The organism is Pyrinomonas methylaliphatogenes (assembly GCF_000820845.2).
Classification (GTDB): Bacteria; Acidobacteriota; Blastocatellia; order Pyrinomonadales; family Pyrinomonadaceae; genus Pyrinomonas; species Pyrinomonas methylaliphatogenes.
Genome location: NZ_CBXV010000004.1, coordinates 558,250 through 573,432, shown reverse-complemented (window position 1 = coordinate 573,432; position 15,183 = coordinate 558,250). Strand labels below are relative to the sequence as shown.

The window sequence follows — 15,183 nt, the reverse complement described above, 5'->3', positions numbered from 1 at the left end:
CCTGCTGTTCAAACTGGCGGCGGCCTGATCCCAGTCATCGTGCACGCTCGTGCGCGCGATGGCGCCGCATTGCTTGTTCGTGCCATCGCGCGGTTGGAATCCGACGGGCTCATTTGAGGCTAAGCTAGGAATCGAAGAGCGAGCTAGCGGTCGAGTTCGTCCGCACTACGTGCGAACCGGTGAATTGGTTTGATGACAAGCTGGGAACCGAGGCGCTGGCAGGTTCACTAAGCACTCCGACATAGAAAAGCATTAGTTTCTGGATGGGACAGGGCGGTTCCCTTGAGCTGCTCCGCCCGGTTGGTGAGAGCCTCATCGACGGCGGCTTTCAGCGCCTGGGCCGTCTTGTAGCTGCGCTCCGGTAAGTCCTGGTACTTGATCTGCCGCTAATGGGGCTCAATGGCGTTCATTTCCGGGCTGTAGGGCGGCAAGAAGAAGAAACGGACGCCAGCGGCTTCCAGGACCGGCATTTTATCCTTGACGAGTTGACTGTGATGAACCGAGTAGTTGTCCAAGGCGATGACCAGCGGACGCTCTCGCCGGTAGCCGTCGGGCAGGACCGGGGCAGCCCCGCCAGATTCTCGACGAAGCGCAGGTGGGCGTTGGCGTCGTACCGGGCACGCGCCCTTGCAGCGGCTCTCGAAGATCAAGCGAGAACCAGCCGGATCGAAGGGGAAGAGGGCACCGACCACGTTCACCCGCCGCCCCTCGGGCGCCTCGTAGGGGACGATCTTTCGCTCCCCGATCCGCGCCCAAGTGTAGCCGGTCGGCATGGTGGGCGAGAAGCCGCTTTGATCCAGGAAAGCCAGATCGATCTCACCGTTCCGGGCCTGATTTTTTGAGAACCTCCAGCTCTGCCGCTTTGGCTGCTTGGAGATCGGGGTCCTTGCGCTTATGAGCCACCGAGCGTTTGGTGCGCTTCCAACGGAAACCGCGGCGATGGAGCAGGCGGGCCAGATGATCCGGGTGGACGTCCACCTGAAAGTGCTCGGAGAGCCACTGGGCCAACTGCGGCGTGCTCCAGGTGCGGTTCGACTCGTCGAGCAGACGCTCCAGGGCCGTCAACATCGCTTCGGTGACCTTGGCCTGCCGCCCCGGGTGAGGCTTGTCCGGTAGTTGGCCGAAGCCGCCTGCGACAAATCGCTTGATGTACTTGCGGACGGTCTGTTCATGGTATTCCAAGTGGCGCGCGATGCGGGGAATGCTCCATCCCGCGTCGGCCAGCCGCACCATTTCCAATCGATCACGAGTGCGGGGGTGAATGCCCCGTTCATGGCTGCGTTTCCGCAGCTCCTCCCGCTGCTCGGCATTCAGTTTAACTCGAATCAAGGCAGGTTCCCTCCTGCCATAGATTCTACGACATTACTACGTCGGAGTGCTTAGAGGAGCGCGTCTCGCCCGCCGACGAGTGCGCGTGCCCCGATGACCACGCCCACGGCGATCATCATGAGCAACACGGCCAGCGCCAGCGCGCGCCAGATGTCCGTTTCCATCGCTGTCATCACCGCCAGCGTCAAGGTTTGGGTGCGACCCGCGAGGTTTCCGGCGAACATCAGGGTCGCGCCGAACTCGGAAGCAGCGCGCGTTCCGCACAGCAAAGCCCCTGAAAGGATGCCCGGGAGCGCCAGCGGTGCCGTCACGTGCCGAAAGGTGGCCCAACCGCCGGCGCCATCCACGGCGGCGGCCTCTTCCAGTTCGCGTGGCACGGCGCGAAAGCCGAGCGTCGCCGCCCGCACGTAGAATGGGATGCTGACGAAAAGCTGTGCCAAAACCACGGCTGCGGTGGTGAAAGGCAACGTGATCCCGAACTCTTCCAAGGTTGGACCGAAGATGCCGCGCCGCCCGAAGGCCATGAGCAACCCGACGCCGGCGATCACCGGCGGAAGTGCGATCGGAAGCTCCACCAGCCCTTCCACCAGCGCTTTGCCGCGAAACTCTCGCCGCGCGAGGATGATGGCGAGCGGCGTGCCCAGCACGATCGCGATCAGCACCACCAGTGCCGTCGTCTTGAGCGTCAGCCACAGGGCTGCCTGCACCAGTGGATCGCTGAAGGCATGCACCGTCCCTCGGTTTGCCCCGCGCCAGATGAGCGCGAGAAGCGGCACTGCGAGGTAGCCAACAAGCAATGCGGCCAATCCAACCGGCGCCAGCCTTGTGGTCAGAGGCGCGCGCGCGGTGATCACATCGAAATCTCTTTCTCGCTTAGACATCTGCCAGATGCCACCCCGGTCGCACGCCCGGTGGCGTCAGTCGTAGTACGCCGTCCGTTCACCGCGCGGGCTTGAAACCTCGTTCGGCGAGCACTTGCTGGCCTCTGTCCGAGAGGACGAAATCGATGAAAGCTCGTGCGCCCGCCGGATTCGGTGCGTTCTTGGTTGGCGCGATGTAATACTCGGCGACGACGTTGAACTCATCCGGGATTTCGATGATCCTTACACGGTCGCGTACGTCCGCCGTGACATCCGTTCGGTAAACGAAGGTCGCGCTCGCTTCGCCGAGCGCGACCTTGGCGAGCGCGGCCCTGACGTTGGTCTCTTCCGACACCACGTTTCGCTGCACCCGGGCCGCGAAGTCGCCGCCGTAGTTCGGCGCTCGGCTTGCTCGGGCGAGAACCTCGCGGGCGTAGCCGCCGATGGGAACGTCCTGCGCGGCCAGCACGAGCCGCACGCCCGGCTTGGCGAGATCGGCGAGCGCGGCGATCTGCGCCGGGTTGTCCGCTGGCACGACGATCACCGGCTGATTGCGGGCAAAAAGCGCTGGAGTCGGCGCGACCGTGCCTTCAGCCACCGCTGCGTTCATGTTCCGTTCGTCGGCAGAAGCGAAAACGTCCGCCCGCGCCCCCTGGGCGAGTTGGGTTCGTAGTTGAGCGGAGCCGGCGAAGTTGAAAGCGACGCGCAGCCCGGGCCGCGCGCGTTCGAACTCGGTAGCCATCTCCCTGAACGCCTCGGTAAGCGAAGCGGCGGCGAAGACGACCACTTCCCTCTTCTCCGTCGCGGGCGTCCGGTTGCGCTCGCACGCGGCGGCGCAGCAGATGACTGTTAAAACCAACACGAGCGCAATGCGCCCAAGAGCGTTTCTCGCGCGACCAGCGTGCGCCCGAAGTTCAGCGGGCGCGCGCCTGTTTCCAAGATCCTCTCTCATCAGTTAGCCTCTCTTCTACGCTTCATCTGTAGATCGTCGTCGGCGCGCCCTCGGTCTACTCGGTTGGGTTCCTGGTTTGATCGTCTATCCTCGCATCATTGCGCCGCGTGAGCGGGTGCGCCTCAGTTTACTCGATTGGATTCGTAGTTTGCACGCTGCCTGACGCGCGCCTCTTCCGTCTCCTGGCCATACTTAGTTTACTCGGTCGGATTCTTGGTTTGTGTCATGGGTGGATTCTTCGTCTCGGATCGCCGACAGCAGCGTTTCATCCGTTTCTTGGTTTGTGTCATGGGTGGATTCTTCGTCTCGGATCGCCGACAGCAGCGTTTCATCCGTGAAAGCCAAGAAAAGGCCGCACCGGGGGCAGAATTTGGGGAGCGCGGTGTCTATCCAGTACTCTGCAAACGCAAAGCTTTCGTGGATGCCTGCCAAATCGGTGAAGTCTTCTTCCCTTTCCGTGTAGAGAGACTTAGGCGCATAGATTACTTTCACTTTCCCACCCATGTACGACATGAATTTGAGGCTGCCAAGTGCCAGCCCCAGTCCTTCGCCCCTCAGCTGCACGGCCTTGTCCCTTTCCCGCTCCAAAAGGGCTAATTCCAACTCGTAGAGCCGTTCTAACTCCGGCACGTTTAGGAAATTGATCTTCGATAGACCGAAGCTAGGCCACAAGAGTTCGAGGCTTACCTCCCCGCTTGTGGTGTCAAGCAGAGCACAGAAGACGATGACACTTAAGCGCAATTGGTCCAGTCTCGGAGAGAAGTAGAAATATCCAAGGTGCGCGCCATAATCAACGCCCTTGCGGTTCAAAAGCTGTGCCAGCACGGGAAGATGCGGCGAGCAGCGACAGACGTCCGAAATCTTCTCTCTATGGAAGTAGAAAGGAAAGCTATCCACCGCGGCAGCCTCGTCGAAATCCTTAGAGAAGTCCCTGCTTTTATCCGTCCAGCACCAAGCGGCGTATATTCCACAGGCATCGAGAAAGATCTGGCGGGTGAAAGCGCGATCAACGAATTGGAGAAAAGCCGCCTGCTTTAGAAGTGCCAAGTCTTCGCCGTTCTGCGCCAAAGCGGGCTGCTTGCCGAAATCGTTCCCCGCGAAGCTCTCCACAACACTCGCATAGTCTTCGGCCAGTATCGTGGGAAAGCGCGCATAGTACTCATGTAGCCCGCCAAAGTACAAGCCAATCTCCTTTGCATCTTTGGTTGATTTCACGATATTCGCTGCTCCTTCGACCTGAGAAAGATGCAGGGAGGGGAATAAGATTTTGGGTCCGGGCAGCAGCGTCTTTCCGGCCAACTTTCGCGGCTTGACGAGCTCGCCTATATCCGCGGGCAGAGCGATCGCTAGAAAATCGCGGGCAGAGCGATCGCTAGAAAATATTCTTCGTCCGATTCGGAAACACATGGGATCGGTTGAAAATAGTTCGCTCGTTTAGATCCAGAAGCGCTGTCTCGAAATCTCTGGCGGCTAGAAGGTACGGTAAACCGCCGATAAAGGAGTTCAGCATAACCTTCTGCAAGAAGCGGTTCCGCCTCTTTGGAACGGAAAGGTACTTGAAGCGCGCGCCGCCGGAATGCTGTACAGCGACCAAGCTGCCCTCCAAGAGGCCGCTCAGATTGAGAAAAAGAGGATAGAAGTAGGGTTTGAGAAAGTCCACATCATCGTCAAGATCCGCTTCAAGTTGAAAATCGTCGAGATCCGCTTCACGTTGAAAAAGGACGAAAGCGTCGGGCGTCTCAACTATCTTCAGCCTATGGTTGTTTTGTCTTCCCTTTCTTTCTATGGCGATGTCTCCTCACAACCGAGGTCGAGCCGTTTCAAAACGGCTGTTCCTTCAACGACGCTGATTGTAGATCATTGTCGTGGCGAAGTCGTAGCCAAAGCCGAGGAGCGGGACCGCAAGCGCTTGGGTCTGCCGAACACTGCTGAAGGAGGCAAGGGCGGAAGCGATGGCATATACGACGCTTCCGGTCCGGAGTCGCGCTGTCTCTGGAAACGTTATCAGACGCAAACCCGCCACCCTTCCACTCCAGCGCCAGCTTCGGCACATGCCTCTTGCCCGAAACTCTCCAGACGCCAGCCAAGCACTTTCATCCACGGCTGTTGACCGCGCAGTCCCATGATTTAACTCCTCAGTAAAAATTCAGTAACACGTTCGTTACATCATCATGCAACGCTGTCCCATCCCCATGGCGGCGTTCACAAAGACGGACGGTTTCGAGCGCAGAAATCGCTTGGCGCGCGCTCAGAACAAGCTCAACCCTTTGGTCATCTTCTTCATTCTGTGGCTTGCGTCCAGTTTGTTGAGCTGCGGCTTGCCCGGCGTGACGCCGCCAGCGCGCGTCATGGGGCTGCACGCCTTTCAAGCAAACGGTGTGAGTCTCTGGGTCGAGAGCGTCGAAATATCAAATGATCTTATTACCCTGCGCCTGCGTGCCATCAATGGCAACAAGAGTCCGATGCAATTGAGCGATGCAACCGATCCAATGCTCTTGCGCGACGATGTCGGCGGAGAGTATCCGTCTAAAAACGAGAAGATCGAAATTCCTGCGCGGAGCATGACCGCGTTGCGCGTTGAGTTCGCCGGACCGTTGAAAGCCGGCGCTCGCGAATTAACGTTGCTGACGAACTCGAAATATGGCAACAACTTTTACGCGCCCGCCTTCGCCCTTGCACATATTCCGGCAGCGAGTTGGCGCGACGCTGCCTTTGCAGAACCGCTAGTGCGTCGCCGACCTCTCAACAAGAGCACGACGATGCATCCGAACGGCTTGAGCATGACCCTGACCGAGGTCGTCGTTGAAGATGACGAGATCAAAGTCTCTTTCCTCGCTGTCAACGGTCACAAGGATGAAGTGAAACTCGCCGAGAGCAACGACGAGACGTTCATGCAAGACGAACAAGCCAATCGATATTATCTGATCCCACCACCGAACAACGCGGAGTTGCGCCTTCCGGCGCGCGCGCGCATGAGCGGCACGTTGCATTTCGCCGGACGTCTTGCCCCATCAGCACGCCGCCTGAGCCTACATTTCAACGCGCGTTTCGGTGGCACACAGGATTTCAGCAACGATCCGAAGATCGTCATTGAAGATTTACCTGTCGGAGAGTAAGCAACAGAGATGAGGCAAAAATGGATCACTTTGATCTCGGCAGCATTGATTTCACTGAGCATCAATTGCCAGAGGCTATCTGGTTTGCTGGAGACTGCAAACGCGCCACAACCAAATCCCACACGCACTGAGAAGGCCAGCTCCTCTCCGTCAAACGAGACGAAGAATTCGCCAGCGCTGACGGGCCGCCCGCTTCCCGACGATCAAGACCTCGATTTGCAAACGAATCATGCGAACGGTTCGGTGTTGAGGGTCACTCATGTGGCATTTAAACCGGATCATATCACGATTGATTTCACGATCACGAACGGTTACGAAAAAGAGATCAAATTAAACGAGCTGAACGACAGTTTGGTTCTACGCGACAACGTCGGGAACAAGTACAATTTCTCGCCGCCTGCGCAAAATCCCGAGCTCAGGGTGGCGCCACGCACGACGCTGCAAGGCAAAGCGATCTTTCTCGGGCGCATCGCTCCGAGCGCGACTTCCCTAACCTTAACGACCAACGATAAATTTGGGGGCAATCAGTATTTTAGCGTCAATCCTAAAATGGTGATCGACAATATTCCGGTGCGGAGATAACCGTCAATCATCCCCGACTTCGAGTCAGCAACTGGTCGGTTCGACAGTCAAACGTTGACCGCAATCGAGTGGAGACCGATCGTGAGGCGGCAGCAGAGTCCTGACGACCTCCATCTCTCGGCAACCGAAGTTGCCGGACTGCTGGCGGAGGTTCTATGAACGCTCAAAGGAATTTCACTGTTGAGATCGTCATCCTAGCGACGTTTTTGCTCAGCGTTGGTTGCGGGGGCAAAGGGAGCGTAGCAGCCAAGACAGGAAGGCTGATCCGGCGGCAACCGAAACAGCGCGCCTGCGCATTGAACAAACGACCACACGCCTTGAACCGTCTCGTGTGGAAACCAGCGCCGTCGAAGAAACTTCGCAAACAGGTGGGAGCGACCCGTCTTCCCAGATCGCAGTTCAGCAGGTCGAAAGCTCCGAGATCCAACGCGTCGAACAGATCATGACCGACTTGAATGCGCAGCGCACGAGCCAAGGCATCCTCATCAATCTGCCGGAGAACATCCTTTTCGATTTCGACAAGTACGACATACGAGCAGATGCCCGACCGACACTGCAAAAGTTATACGAGCTGATCTCCTACTACAAAGAGGCGCCAGTAGAGATCAACGGTCACACCGACAGCAAAGGCAGCGATCAGTACAACCAAACCTTGTCCGAAAGGCGTGCCGCCTCGGTCAAAAAATATCTCGTTGATAACTTCGGCCTCAGCCCCGATCGCTTGCAGACGCGTGGTTTCGGAGAAACGAAACCGATCGCTCCGAACACGAACCCTGATGGCTCGGATAACCCTGAAGGGCGTCAAAAGAATCGTCGCGTTGAGGTGATCATCAAGCCCACAGGTGCAGAAGCAACGAAGTGAAAGTATCCGCCCGTGTCTGCCGGGTCCGACGTAGCTCTAGCGCCCCCGCGCGCGACGAGCGAGCGATGGGCGTCCCATCCGCTTGCAGTCGCATCGACTAGCGCCCCCGCGCGCGACGAGCGAGCAAGAATCCCCGCTCGCAAGGGCTGAGGAGGAGAAAGTCAATCACACGGCTGTCCCCCACTCGTGGGGGCACCCTGCTAAACACTGAAACATTAATTTGCCACGCACTCGATAGAGACTGGCTGTGACATCAACGACGGGCCGCGCAGCGGATTATCCGTTGCAACCGGCGGTAGACGCCCCTTTCACGCAGCCGCCCACTCCACAGAGAGCAAGGCCGCCTGCTCAAGCACCGTCTGGGTCGCCTTCTCCTGCTTGTCCGGTGGGTAGCCGTACTTGCGCAGGATGCGCTTTACCAGTACCCGGAGCTGCGCCCGCACGTTCTCGCGCAGGGTCCAGTCAATGGTGACGTTCCGCCGCACCGTCTCGACCAACTCGCGGGCGATGGTCCGGAGCGTCTCGTCGCCCAGGACCTTGACCGCGCTGTCGTTGGTCTCCAGCGCGTCGTAGAACGCCAGCTCCTCTTCGCTGAGGCCGAGCTTCTCGCCGCGCGCGCTGGCCTGGCGCATGTCGCGGGCCAGGGCGATGAGTTCTTCAATCACCTGCGCCGCTTCGATGGCGCGGTTCTGGTAGCGACGGAGGGTCTGTTCCAGCATCTCGGCGAAGGAGCGGGCTTGCACCACGTTCTGCCTCCGACGCGTGCTGATCTCCCCCTTCAGCAGCTTCTGGAGCAGCTCGACCGCCAGGTTCCGCTGCGGCAGGCCGCGCACCTCGGCCAGGAACTCCTCGGAGAGGATCGAGAGGTCGGGTTTCTTCAGGCCGGCCGCCGCGAAGATGTCCAGCACACCTTCCGGCGCCACCGCGCGCGCGATGATCTGGCGGACGGCGTGGTCCAGTAGGGGCGCACGGCCGTGCGCCCCTACATCAAGGGTCTTGGTGAGCGCTGCGGCCACGGCCTGAAAGAAGGCCACGTCGTCGCGGATCTCCAGGGCCTTCTCATGCGGCACCGCCAGCGCAAAGGCCTTCGACAGGTCGCGCACCGCCTGCAGAAACCGCTCCTTGCCGTTCACGCGCGACAACACCTGCTCCTGCGCGGCGGGCAACAGGCCAATGCGCGCTTGCGCGTCGCCGCTCGCCCAATCCGACCAATCGAACCCGTGCAGGATGCCGCAGCAGATCTCGTACTTCTCCTGCATCAGCGCCACCGCACGTTCCTGCTCGAGGGTGGTCTGTCCGGTACCACCGCTCTCGGTGTAGGTCGCCAGCGCCGCCTTGAGTTCGTGCGCCAAGCCCAGGTAATCCACCACCAGGCCGCCCGGCTTGTCGCGGAACACCCGGTTTACCCGCGCGATAGCCTGCATGAGCCCGTGGCCGCGCATGGGTTTGTCGAGGTAGAGGGTATGCAGGCTGGGGCAATCGAAGCCGGTGAGCCACATATCGCGCACGATGACCAGTTTCAGCGGATCGTTCGGGTCGCGGAAGCGCTTCGCCAGCGCCTCGCGTCGCGGTTTGTTGCGGATGTGCGGCTGCCAGTCGGGCGGATCGGAGGCCGAGCCGGTCATCACGATCTTGATCTCACCTTGGTCGTCATCCTCGCTGGCCCACTGCGGCCGCAGCTTGACGATCTCGCGGTAGAGCTCGACGCAGATGCGCCGGCTCATGCACACCACTCGAAGTGTTCGACGATGTCTTGGGCGATGAGGCGCAAGCGTTTCTCGGCGCCGACGATGGCCTCGAGCTGGGCCCACTTGCTCTTGAGCCGCTCCTTGCGCTCGACCTCCTCGCCCTCGGTGACCTCCTCGAAGTCCGGGTCGATCCGGGGTCGCTCGGATTCGTCGAGCGCGAGCTTGGCCAGCCGGCTTTCGTAGTAGATCGGCACCGTGGCGCCATCCTCCACCGCGCGCTGGATGTCGTAGATCGAGATGTAGTCGCCGAAGACCGCGCGGGTGTTGGCGTCGGCCTTTTCGATCGGCGTGCCGGTGAACCCGATGAAGGAAGCGTTGGGGAGGGCATCGCGCATGTGGTTCCGCGCAAGTTTGTGTTCGCGAGGTTTCTCGAATACCCGTGCTAGACCGGAACAATCACGAGGGGACCCAGCGTCTCCCCTATCTTCGTAGCCTCCTCATTATGCGCCATGCTACTTTAGCCGGATCCGCTTTGATCTGACATTGCCAGACTACTAGGACCTTCCAGCCCAATTTCCGTAGTTGCCGGATCTTGCGAGCGTCGCGTTGGCGATTGGCAATGAACTTAGCCTCCCAGTACTCTGTGTTTGACTTTGGTGTCGTCGCGAGTTTGCAGCCTTCATGTCGATGCCAGAAACAGCCGTGCACAAATACCGCCAGGCGTTTGTCCGTGAACACCAAGTCTGGTGATCCAGGCAAACTTGACACGTGTTTATCGAACTGTAACCCTAGTTTTTCCAATTGAGATTGCAACACACGTTCGGACTCTGTGTCACGACGACCGACGGCGCGCATGATACGAGAACGTTCGGGACTCGAAGGGCCGGGGCATTTGGGTTCGCGCGACATACAGCCACTCCTCTACCGTAGAAAGCTCGGCAGCACAGAAACGACTGCTGTGTACCCGAGCAGTGGCGGTACCGCATCCCCGATCCATTTCGCCAGCTGGGTCCTGCTCGGTGCTTTGTGGTCGCTCGGACACCATACGAACCAGTCGGGGAAGCCCTGGAGTCTAGCAGCCTCGTGTGCGGTCAACGTACGTCTGCGTTCGGGATGCACGAAACGGCCTCTGCCCGGACTGACAAACCCCGTCGTGATCGTCCCGGCAGGCTCATCCCAGCGGAGGCGTCCATAGACAGAGGGATAGGTGTGGCCGTTTCTATGGCATGCCGGCCGCATGTGGTCCGGAAGATCGTATAGGTCGTTGTCGAATAGGTAATCGATACGACGGCGATTCTCTGGAGATAGCGCGGCTGGCACATCCAGAATCGAATCCTGTTTCGTGTCAGTAAGATCTTCTATCGCCCATCGCACGGTCGAGGCTGGTTCCTTGGCCATTGCACGTGCTATCTCTTCGAGAGGAACGACACCTGCCCGTGACGCTGCTAGGAAGAAGCGTTTGCGCGTTTGCGCCAACCCTAACAGGTCGGCCGCGAGCACACCTTGAGTCGTCTCGTAGTCGCATCCTTTCAACAACCCGACCGCTGTCTCTAACACACGGGAGCGGTCGTTGACGATGTCCGGCACGTTTTCCAGAACGATAGCGGTGGCACCGATAGCAACTCCGACTGCGATAGCATCGAGGTACAGCAAGTTCCGCGGGTCGGCTCGCCGCGTTCGGTTGTTGAGATTCGAATGCCCCTCGCAAGGCGGACCGGCGACGACAAGATCCACGCTGCCCTTTGCGGCGCGCAGCTTCGGGTGTAGCAGTTCAGGAGGGTAGGCAAAACGAGCTCCATCGCCCCATCCACAGACCTGAAAGTCGACGAGGCTGCTCACATCGGCACGCAGAGTTCTGGTTGGGGCGAAGTTCGCTGCATAGACAGCGAGCGCCTCCTCGTCCACGTCCACAGCGAGGCAGACCCACGGCCGGAGACCCACCGCGCGAGCAGCCTCCTGTGCCCCTAACGTCAGTCCGCCGCAGCCGCAAAAGAGATCCACGATCGACACGTTCCCGATCGCGTGACCATCGAATTCGACTCGGGCGCCGCGGAGATAGGAACGCCACCACTTCGACCAGGCCGGAGCCTCGTCGTCGAGACGCGAGATATCTGACATTCGGTTGACGAAGGATCTGTTTCCGACGGTCAGCTCCCTCTTGATCCACTGCCTGTCAATTCTGTACCGTTCCTCGATCATTGCCCGCTGACACTCCCGGCCAGTGTCCGCTTCGCAAGCTCGGCCTCTTTTACGATCAGTTCGTATGCGCTTTCTTCATCCAAGTACTCGAAAACGACGTTTGGGTGCAGCCTCCGAAGGCGCTTCGCTAACTCGCGGATCTCGGCGGTCTTGAGAACTGGGTTTTCCGGTGAATTGTCTGGAAACTGGTAGCGGATCAACGCCCTGACCAGCGATCGGCACCTGCCGTAGCCCTGTCGGAAGACATGGCTGCGCCAGAAATCCTGGTCCCCGCGTCGTGCGAGTTCGTAGGGGTCGCTACGGGTCGGATCGTAACCGGCATCGGCTCGCAGCCACATACGATACAGAAGGTTCTCGCTTCCGTTCCCTATCCCGAAGTTCGCCGGGGCTGCCCGCCCTGTTTCGCCTCCGTGCCGCCATTCCACCAGTTCGCGGAAGCGAAAGACTGCCAGCCACATCCACCACTCGTAGTCCGCGAGCATCTGCGGATCGAAAGGCAGCCTCCGGTGCACCTCGACACATGCCTGCGCCTCGAATTCGCCACCTTTCGGGTCCCGCCGGCTAAGACGTTCAGGGAATCTCAATTTGATCTTGTTAAGGCACTCGACGATTTTTGGAATATCCTTCTCGATATCCTCGCCTGAGCCGCGGAACTCCAGCACCCGGCTCTCATCCACCGGTTCAGCTTGCCGCAGCGCCTCGAGCGTCTCGAGTGCATGCTCGGATTTCAGTGCGACATAACGCATAGTTACCTCACTGTATATTCATATTACCCAGCTTCGCTAAGGCCCGCTGCATACCGACTGTTGCCTGGGCGAATGTGCGGAGGCTGGATAGTTCCCCGTCTTCGACGAGCCTCCGCAGTGAGTCCTGGGTGGCATTCGTCGCTTTCTCGACTCTCGCGAGGGCCGAGTGCAGGAGGCCACCCCGCTCAATCTCCTCGCTGGCATCGAGACTCTGCAGACCCCGCCAGAGGACCTCGGTGAGGATTTCTGCGACGATAGTCGAAAACAGGGCGCGTCCCTGTGGAGTGTCTTGGGCCTGAACGAGCGCATCGTATACATCCGCACGCAGGCACACCCGGAAGGCCTCGCCCGGGTCATCAAACCGCCTGTTTAGATCGTCAGCGATGAACTGGATCCAGTAAACGCTGTCTCGCGGCAATCCCTGCCGCGCAAAATCATCTGCCGTCCACCGCTCTACGGGAAACGCGCGGGGTTCGGCCTTCGAACGAACCGAGAAATCCTTGCGCGCCACCCATTGGCCGCGCATGAAGGGTTGCCCTGGTTGCGGCGACCGCTCCGATCTCAACACCAGGGCGACAGTGACATCCGCACCGAACTTCCAAGAAAATTCCTTGCTGACGTCCGTCGGTACATGCCACGTCTCCGGCAGACTCTCGACCGCTTCTTTAAAAACCACCTCGCTGCGATGAAGCCTCGCATCGGCGAGCCGGATCACCAAGTCGAGATCGCTCGGTGCAGGTAATCCCGACCCCTGCGCTCTGAGCGGCGACGGATCCACTTGTAATCGAAACTCTGGCTGAAGTCGGTCCAATTCCACCTCGGAAACATCGAAGGAAGTCCGGTCGTCGAATTCCGCATCGCGGGTAAGTTTGAACTTCACACCTACCAGGCAGGACTCAGCAGTCGGAAATGGCCTGACGACCCTGGTTTCTGTACGTTGCCAACGCGGCATTACGATCCTCCCTCCTGTGATTCGACTTGGACGTCGACCTTCGTGGCCCAACGATGGTCGTAAGGGGCGCTGCGCACTCTAAAAACGCGCCACTCGCTCTTGGAAAGCTCAATGGGGAATTCAGACTCGGTCTGACCGGTGATAGCTGGATTGCCGTTCTCGAATTCGATCGTGACCTGCAAAAGGTCGCCTTCCCTACCGTGATCGTCTTCGAGAACCGGGACACGAACTCGAACGATGGCTTCGGTCGAATCGTCTTCTGCATCCGACCGGAGCCTCAGTGCCACTGTGGCGAAGGTTTCGATGCTGTCGGATTTGCATGGTCGAATAGCAGGCCCTTCGCGGAAGCGGATCTCCACAGGGTCCGTAACGCCTTCCCAGCCGTCGCCCCGCATCGGCGGCCGGAACAGAGCACCGAGCTCTCGCTCCAGGAAGCGCAGCCGACGCTCCTCCCTCGGTCTCGGCGGGCTCGCCTGCGCCTGGAGCTTCCGCATCTGGTCCTTCAGGCGCTTTCGAACCTGCCGCACGACTTCGCGTGCAGTGTCCTCGTCGGGCTTCGCGACCTCGAGCCGTCGCGACTCCGGATCCCAGCGGTCATGATTCGGTGGTTCCGACAGCTTCAGGATGTCGTCGATGTCGGAGTCAGCCAGGAACACGCCGACCGCTGCGGGGGTCGACCTTCCCATCTGCGCGTACTCCACCACCATCTTGGGCGAGCGGATCAGCGCGACACGGCCGAGCTTCTCTTCCGGGAACTCGTCGGCCAGATCGGCAGGCAGAACCTGCAAGCCGTAACCGCCGAGAGAAAGCCCCCGCAGTCGATTGAACCTGTCGCTTTTTTGATGCGGCCCGGCTGGCTGCGCACGCTCGACAGCGAGCGAATAGCACTCGATGAACGGCAGGAGATCCTGACGCTGCTTCGGCTGGGGAAAATATTCCTTGCCTTCAGCTTCCACCACCACTTCGAGCTCTTGGTCCAGAAGCCGGGGCCACCACCACTCTTCTATCCCGCGGAGGATCCGCTGGTGATCGTGGGCGTGAGAGTCGACGATGAGAATCGAAGTTCCATGCTCTTCATTGCGGCGGCTGCGGAACCCGAGCAGTTCCGCGAACGCGTGCGCCTCCTCGTCCCGGAGTGGGTCGACGATAATCTCGTGGCCGGCGCGCCGAACCCCGAACCAGCCCCGGCCCGTCCACTGCTTGCCTTTGAATTCGTGAGCATCCAAATACGCGCAGCCCATGAGTCGGGCGGTGGCGCCGGTTTCATCGGGCCTGAATGCGCTGTAGGCGACGATCGTGCGCAGGCGCGAATTGAGGCTCAGTGCGGACTTACCGTAGCCGTAGGAGCCACCGGTTGCTCTCGACTCGAGCGCTTTAGTGCTGTCACCGACGGACAACAAGAGTCGATGGAAGTGCGACCACCGCTGGTGGGGGTCGCCGGACAACCCTTTGGTCTCGTAATCTTCTACGAAGAGCAGATGGAGGGGGCGCTCAGGCTCGGCGAGACAGTTGTCGCGCGCGAGGCTGACATAGTTCATGCGTTTCCCGATCCCCTGCGCGAGCGAAAGAGCCTCGATGAAGCGCTGTTTGGCGTCTCCCTCGAGCGCTACGATACGGAACACCACACGCACTCGTCTCGGCCCCTCCTTCGCGGCGTCGCACGAATTCTGGATCGCCTCCCGGGCGAGTTCTGCTTCGGGGTCGATTCCGGCAGCCTGGAGGACATTCGCGAACGCATTCCCCGTCGCGCCGCCCATCGGTCCGACAGGTTCGAAATACCACTTCGGTTTAGATGTCATGGCGAGAGTTTGCCTCCTTTTCCGCGATAGTTGATGGTAAACGAAGTAATACTAGTTTCGGCGCCCCGCCGTCGAGGCTCGTGCAAGAGCAACAAAAG

14 protein-coding genes and 1 pseudogene are annotated in these 15,183 nt (G+C 59.8%); 4 read left to right on the top strand and 11 right to left on the bottom strand.

Annotated elements, in window-relative coordinates; all coding sequences use genetic code 11:
• Positions 1-386 precede the first annotated feature (386 nt).
• From PYK22_RS07015 to PYK22_RS06995, 5 genes are all read right to left on the bottom strand, one after another.
• Positions 387-773 (bottom strand): transposase, encoded by a 387-nt coding sequence (locus PYK22_RS07015; RefSeq protein WP_041975412.1) that lies wholly within the window; start codon positions 771-773, stop codon positions 387-389.
• A 43-nt stretch (positions 774-816) separates the two neighbouring features.
• A complete protein-coding gene (locus PYK22_RS07010) occupies positions 817-1,329 on the bottom strand; it encodes a helix-turn-helix domain-containing protein (protein WP_157770726.1) in 513 nt (170 codons plus the stop codon).
• Positions 1,330-1,379: 50 nt separating this feature from the next.
• The gene (locus PYK22_RS07005) at positions 1,380-2,210 is read right to left on the bottom strand and encodes an ABC transporter permease (protein WP_060635433.1); all 831 of its coding nucleotides are present in this window, start codon (positions 2,208-2,210) and stop codon (positions 1,380-1,382) included.
• 58 nt (positions 2,211-2,268) lie between these two features.
• Positions 2,269-3,141: a molybdate ABC transporter substrate-binding protein gene (modA, locus tag PYK22_RS07000; protein WP_060635432.1), complete on the bottom strand. Its 873-nt coding sequence runs from the start codon at positions 3,139-3,141 to the stop codon at positions 2,269-2,271.
• 192 nt (positions 3,142-3,333) lie between these two features.
• Entirely contained in the window at positions 3,334-4,548 is a 1,215-nt protein-coding gene (locus tag PYK22_RS06995; protein WP_041975407.1) for a hypothetical protein, read from the bottom strand.
• A 169-nt stretch (positions 4,549-4,717) separates the two neighbouring features.
• Between PYK22_RS06995 and PYK22_RS06990 the strand changes: the two genes are divergently transcribed.
• The 4 genes from PYK22_RS06990 (at position 4,718) to PYK22_RS06975 (ending at position 7,701) form a co-directional block, all read left to right on the top strand.
• Positions 4,718-5,251: a hypothetical protein gene (locus PYK22_RS06990; protein WP_041975405.1), complete on the top strand. Its 534-nt coding sequence runs from the start codon at positions 4,718-4,720 to the stop codon at positions 5,249-5,251.
• 82 nt (positions 5,252-5,333) lie between these two features.
• Positions 5,334-6,257: a hypothetical protein gene (locus tag PYK22_RS06985; RefSeq protein ID WP_041975403.1), complete on the top strand. Its 924-nt coding sequence runs from the start codon at positions 5,334-5,336 to the stop codon at positions 6,255-6,257.
• A 9-nt stretch (positions 6,258-6,266) separates the two neighbouring features.
• Complete coding sequence (locus PYK22_RS06980; protein WP_041975401.1) at positions 6,267-6,839, top strand: hypothetical protein; 573 nt, start codon at positions 6,267-6,269, stop codon at positions 6,837-6,839.
• 442 nt (positions 6,840-7,281) lie between these two features.
• Positions 7,282-7,701 carry an OmpA family protein gene (locus PYK22_RS06975; protein WP_099606178.1) on the top strand — a complete coding sequence of 140 codons (420 nt, stop codon included), beginning with the start codon at positions 7,282-7,284 and terminating at the stop codon, positions 7,699-7,701.
• Between the two features lie 308 nt (positions 7,702-8,009).
• Here PYK22_RS06975 and PYK22_RS06970 read toward each other — a convergent pair.
• The 6 genes and pseudogenes from PYK22_RS06970 to PYK22_RS06950 all read right to left on the bottom strand — a co-directional run.
• Positions 8,010-9,787: pseudogene (locus PYK22_RS06970) on the bottom strand (type I restriction endonuclease subunit R); the annotation flags it as partial.
• Between the two features lie 82 nt (positions 9,788-9,869).
• A complete protein-coding gene (locus PYK22_RS18310) occupies positions 9,870-10,298 on the bottom strand; it encodes a very short patch repair endonuclease (RefSeq protein ID WP_083437674.1) in 429 nt (142 codons plus the stop codon).
• 12 nt (positions 10,299-10,310) lie between these two features.
• Positions 10,311-11,588, bottom strand: coding sequence for a DNA cytosine methyltransferase (locus PYK22_RS06965; RefSeq protein WP_060635430.1), 1,278 nt, complete (start codon positions 11,586-11,588; stop codon positions 10,311-10,313).
• The gene (locus PYK22_RS06960; RefSeq protein ID WP_041975399.1) at positions 11,585-12,334 is read right to left on the bottom strand and encodes a DUF6339 family protein; all 750 of its coding nucleotides are present in this window, start codon (positions 12,332-12,334) and stop codon (positions 11,585-11,587) included. The genes PYK22_RS06965 and PYK22_RS06960 overlap by 4 nt, the downstream gene beginning before the upstream one ends.
• 7 nt (positions 12,335-12,341) lie before the next feature.
• Positions 12,342-13,286 (bottom strand): hypothetical protein, encoded by a 945-nt coding sequence (locus tag PYK22_RS06955; RefSeq protein WP_041975397.1) that lies wholly within the window; start codon positions 13,284-13,286, stop codon positions 12,342-12,344.
• On the bottom strand, positions 13,286-15,043 hold the full coding sequence (locus tag PYK22_RS06950; RefSeq protein WP_041975396.1) for a hypothetical protein: 1,758 nt from the start codon (positions 15,041-15,043) through the stop codon (positions 13,286-13,288). Before PYK22_RS06950 ends, PYK22_RS06955 begins: the two co-directional genes overlap by 1 nt.
• Positions 15,044-15,183: the final 140 nt, after the last annotated feature.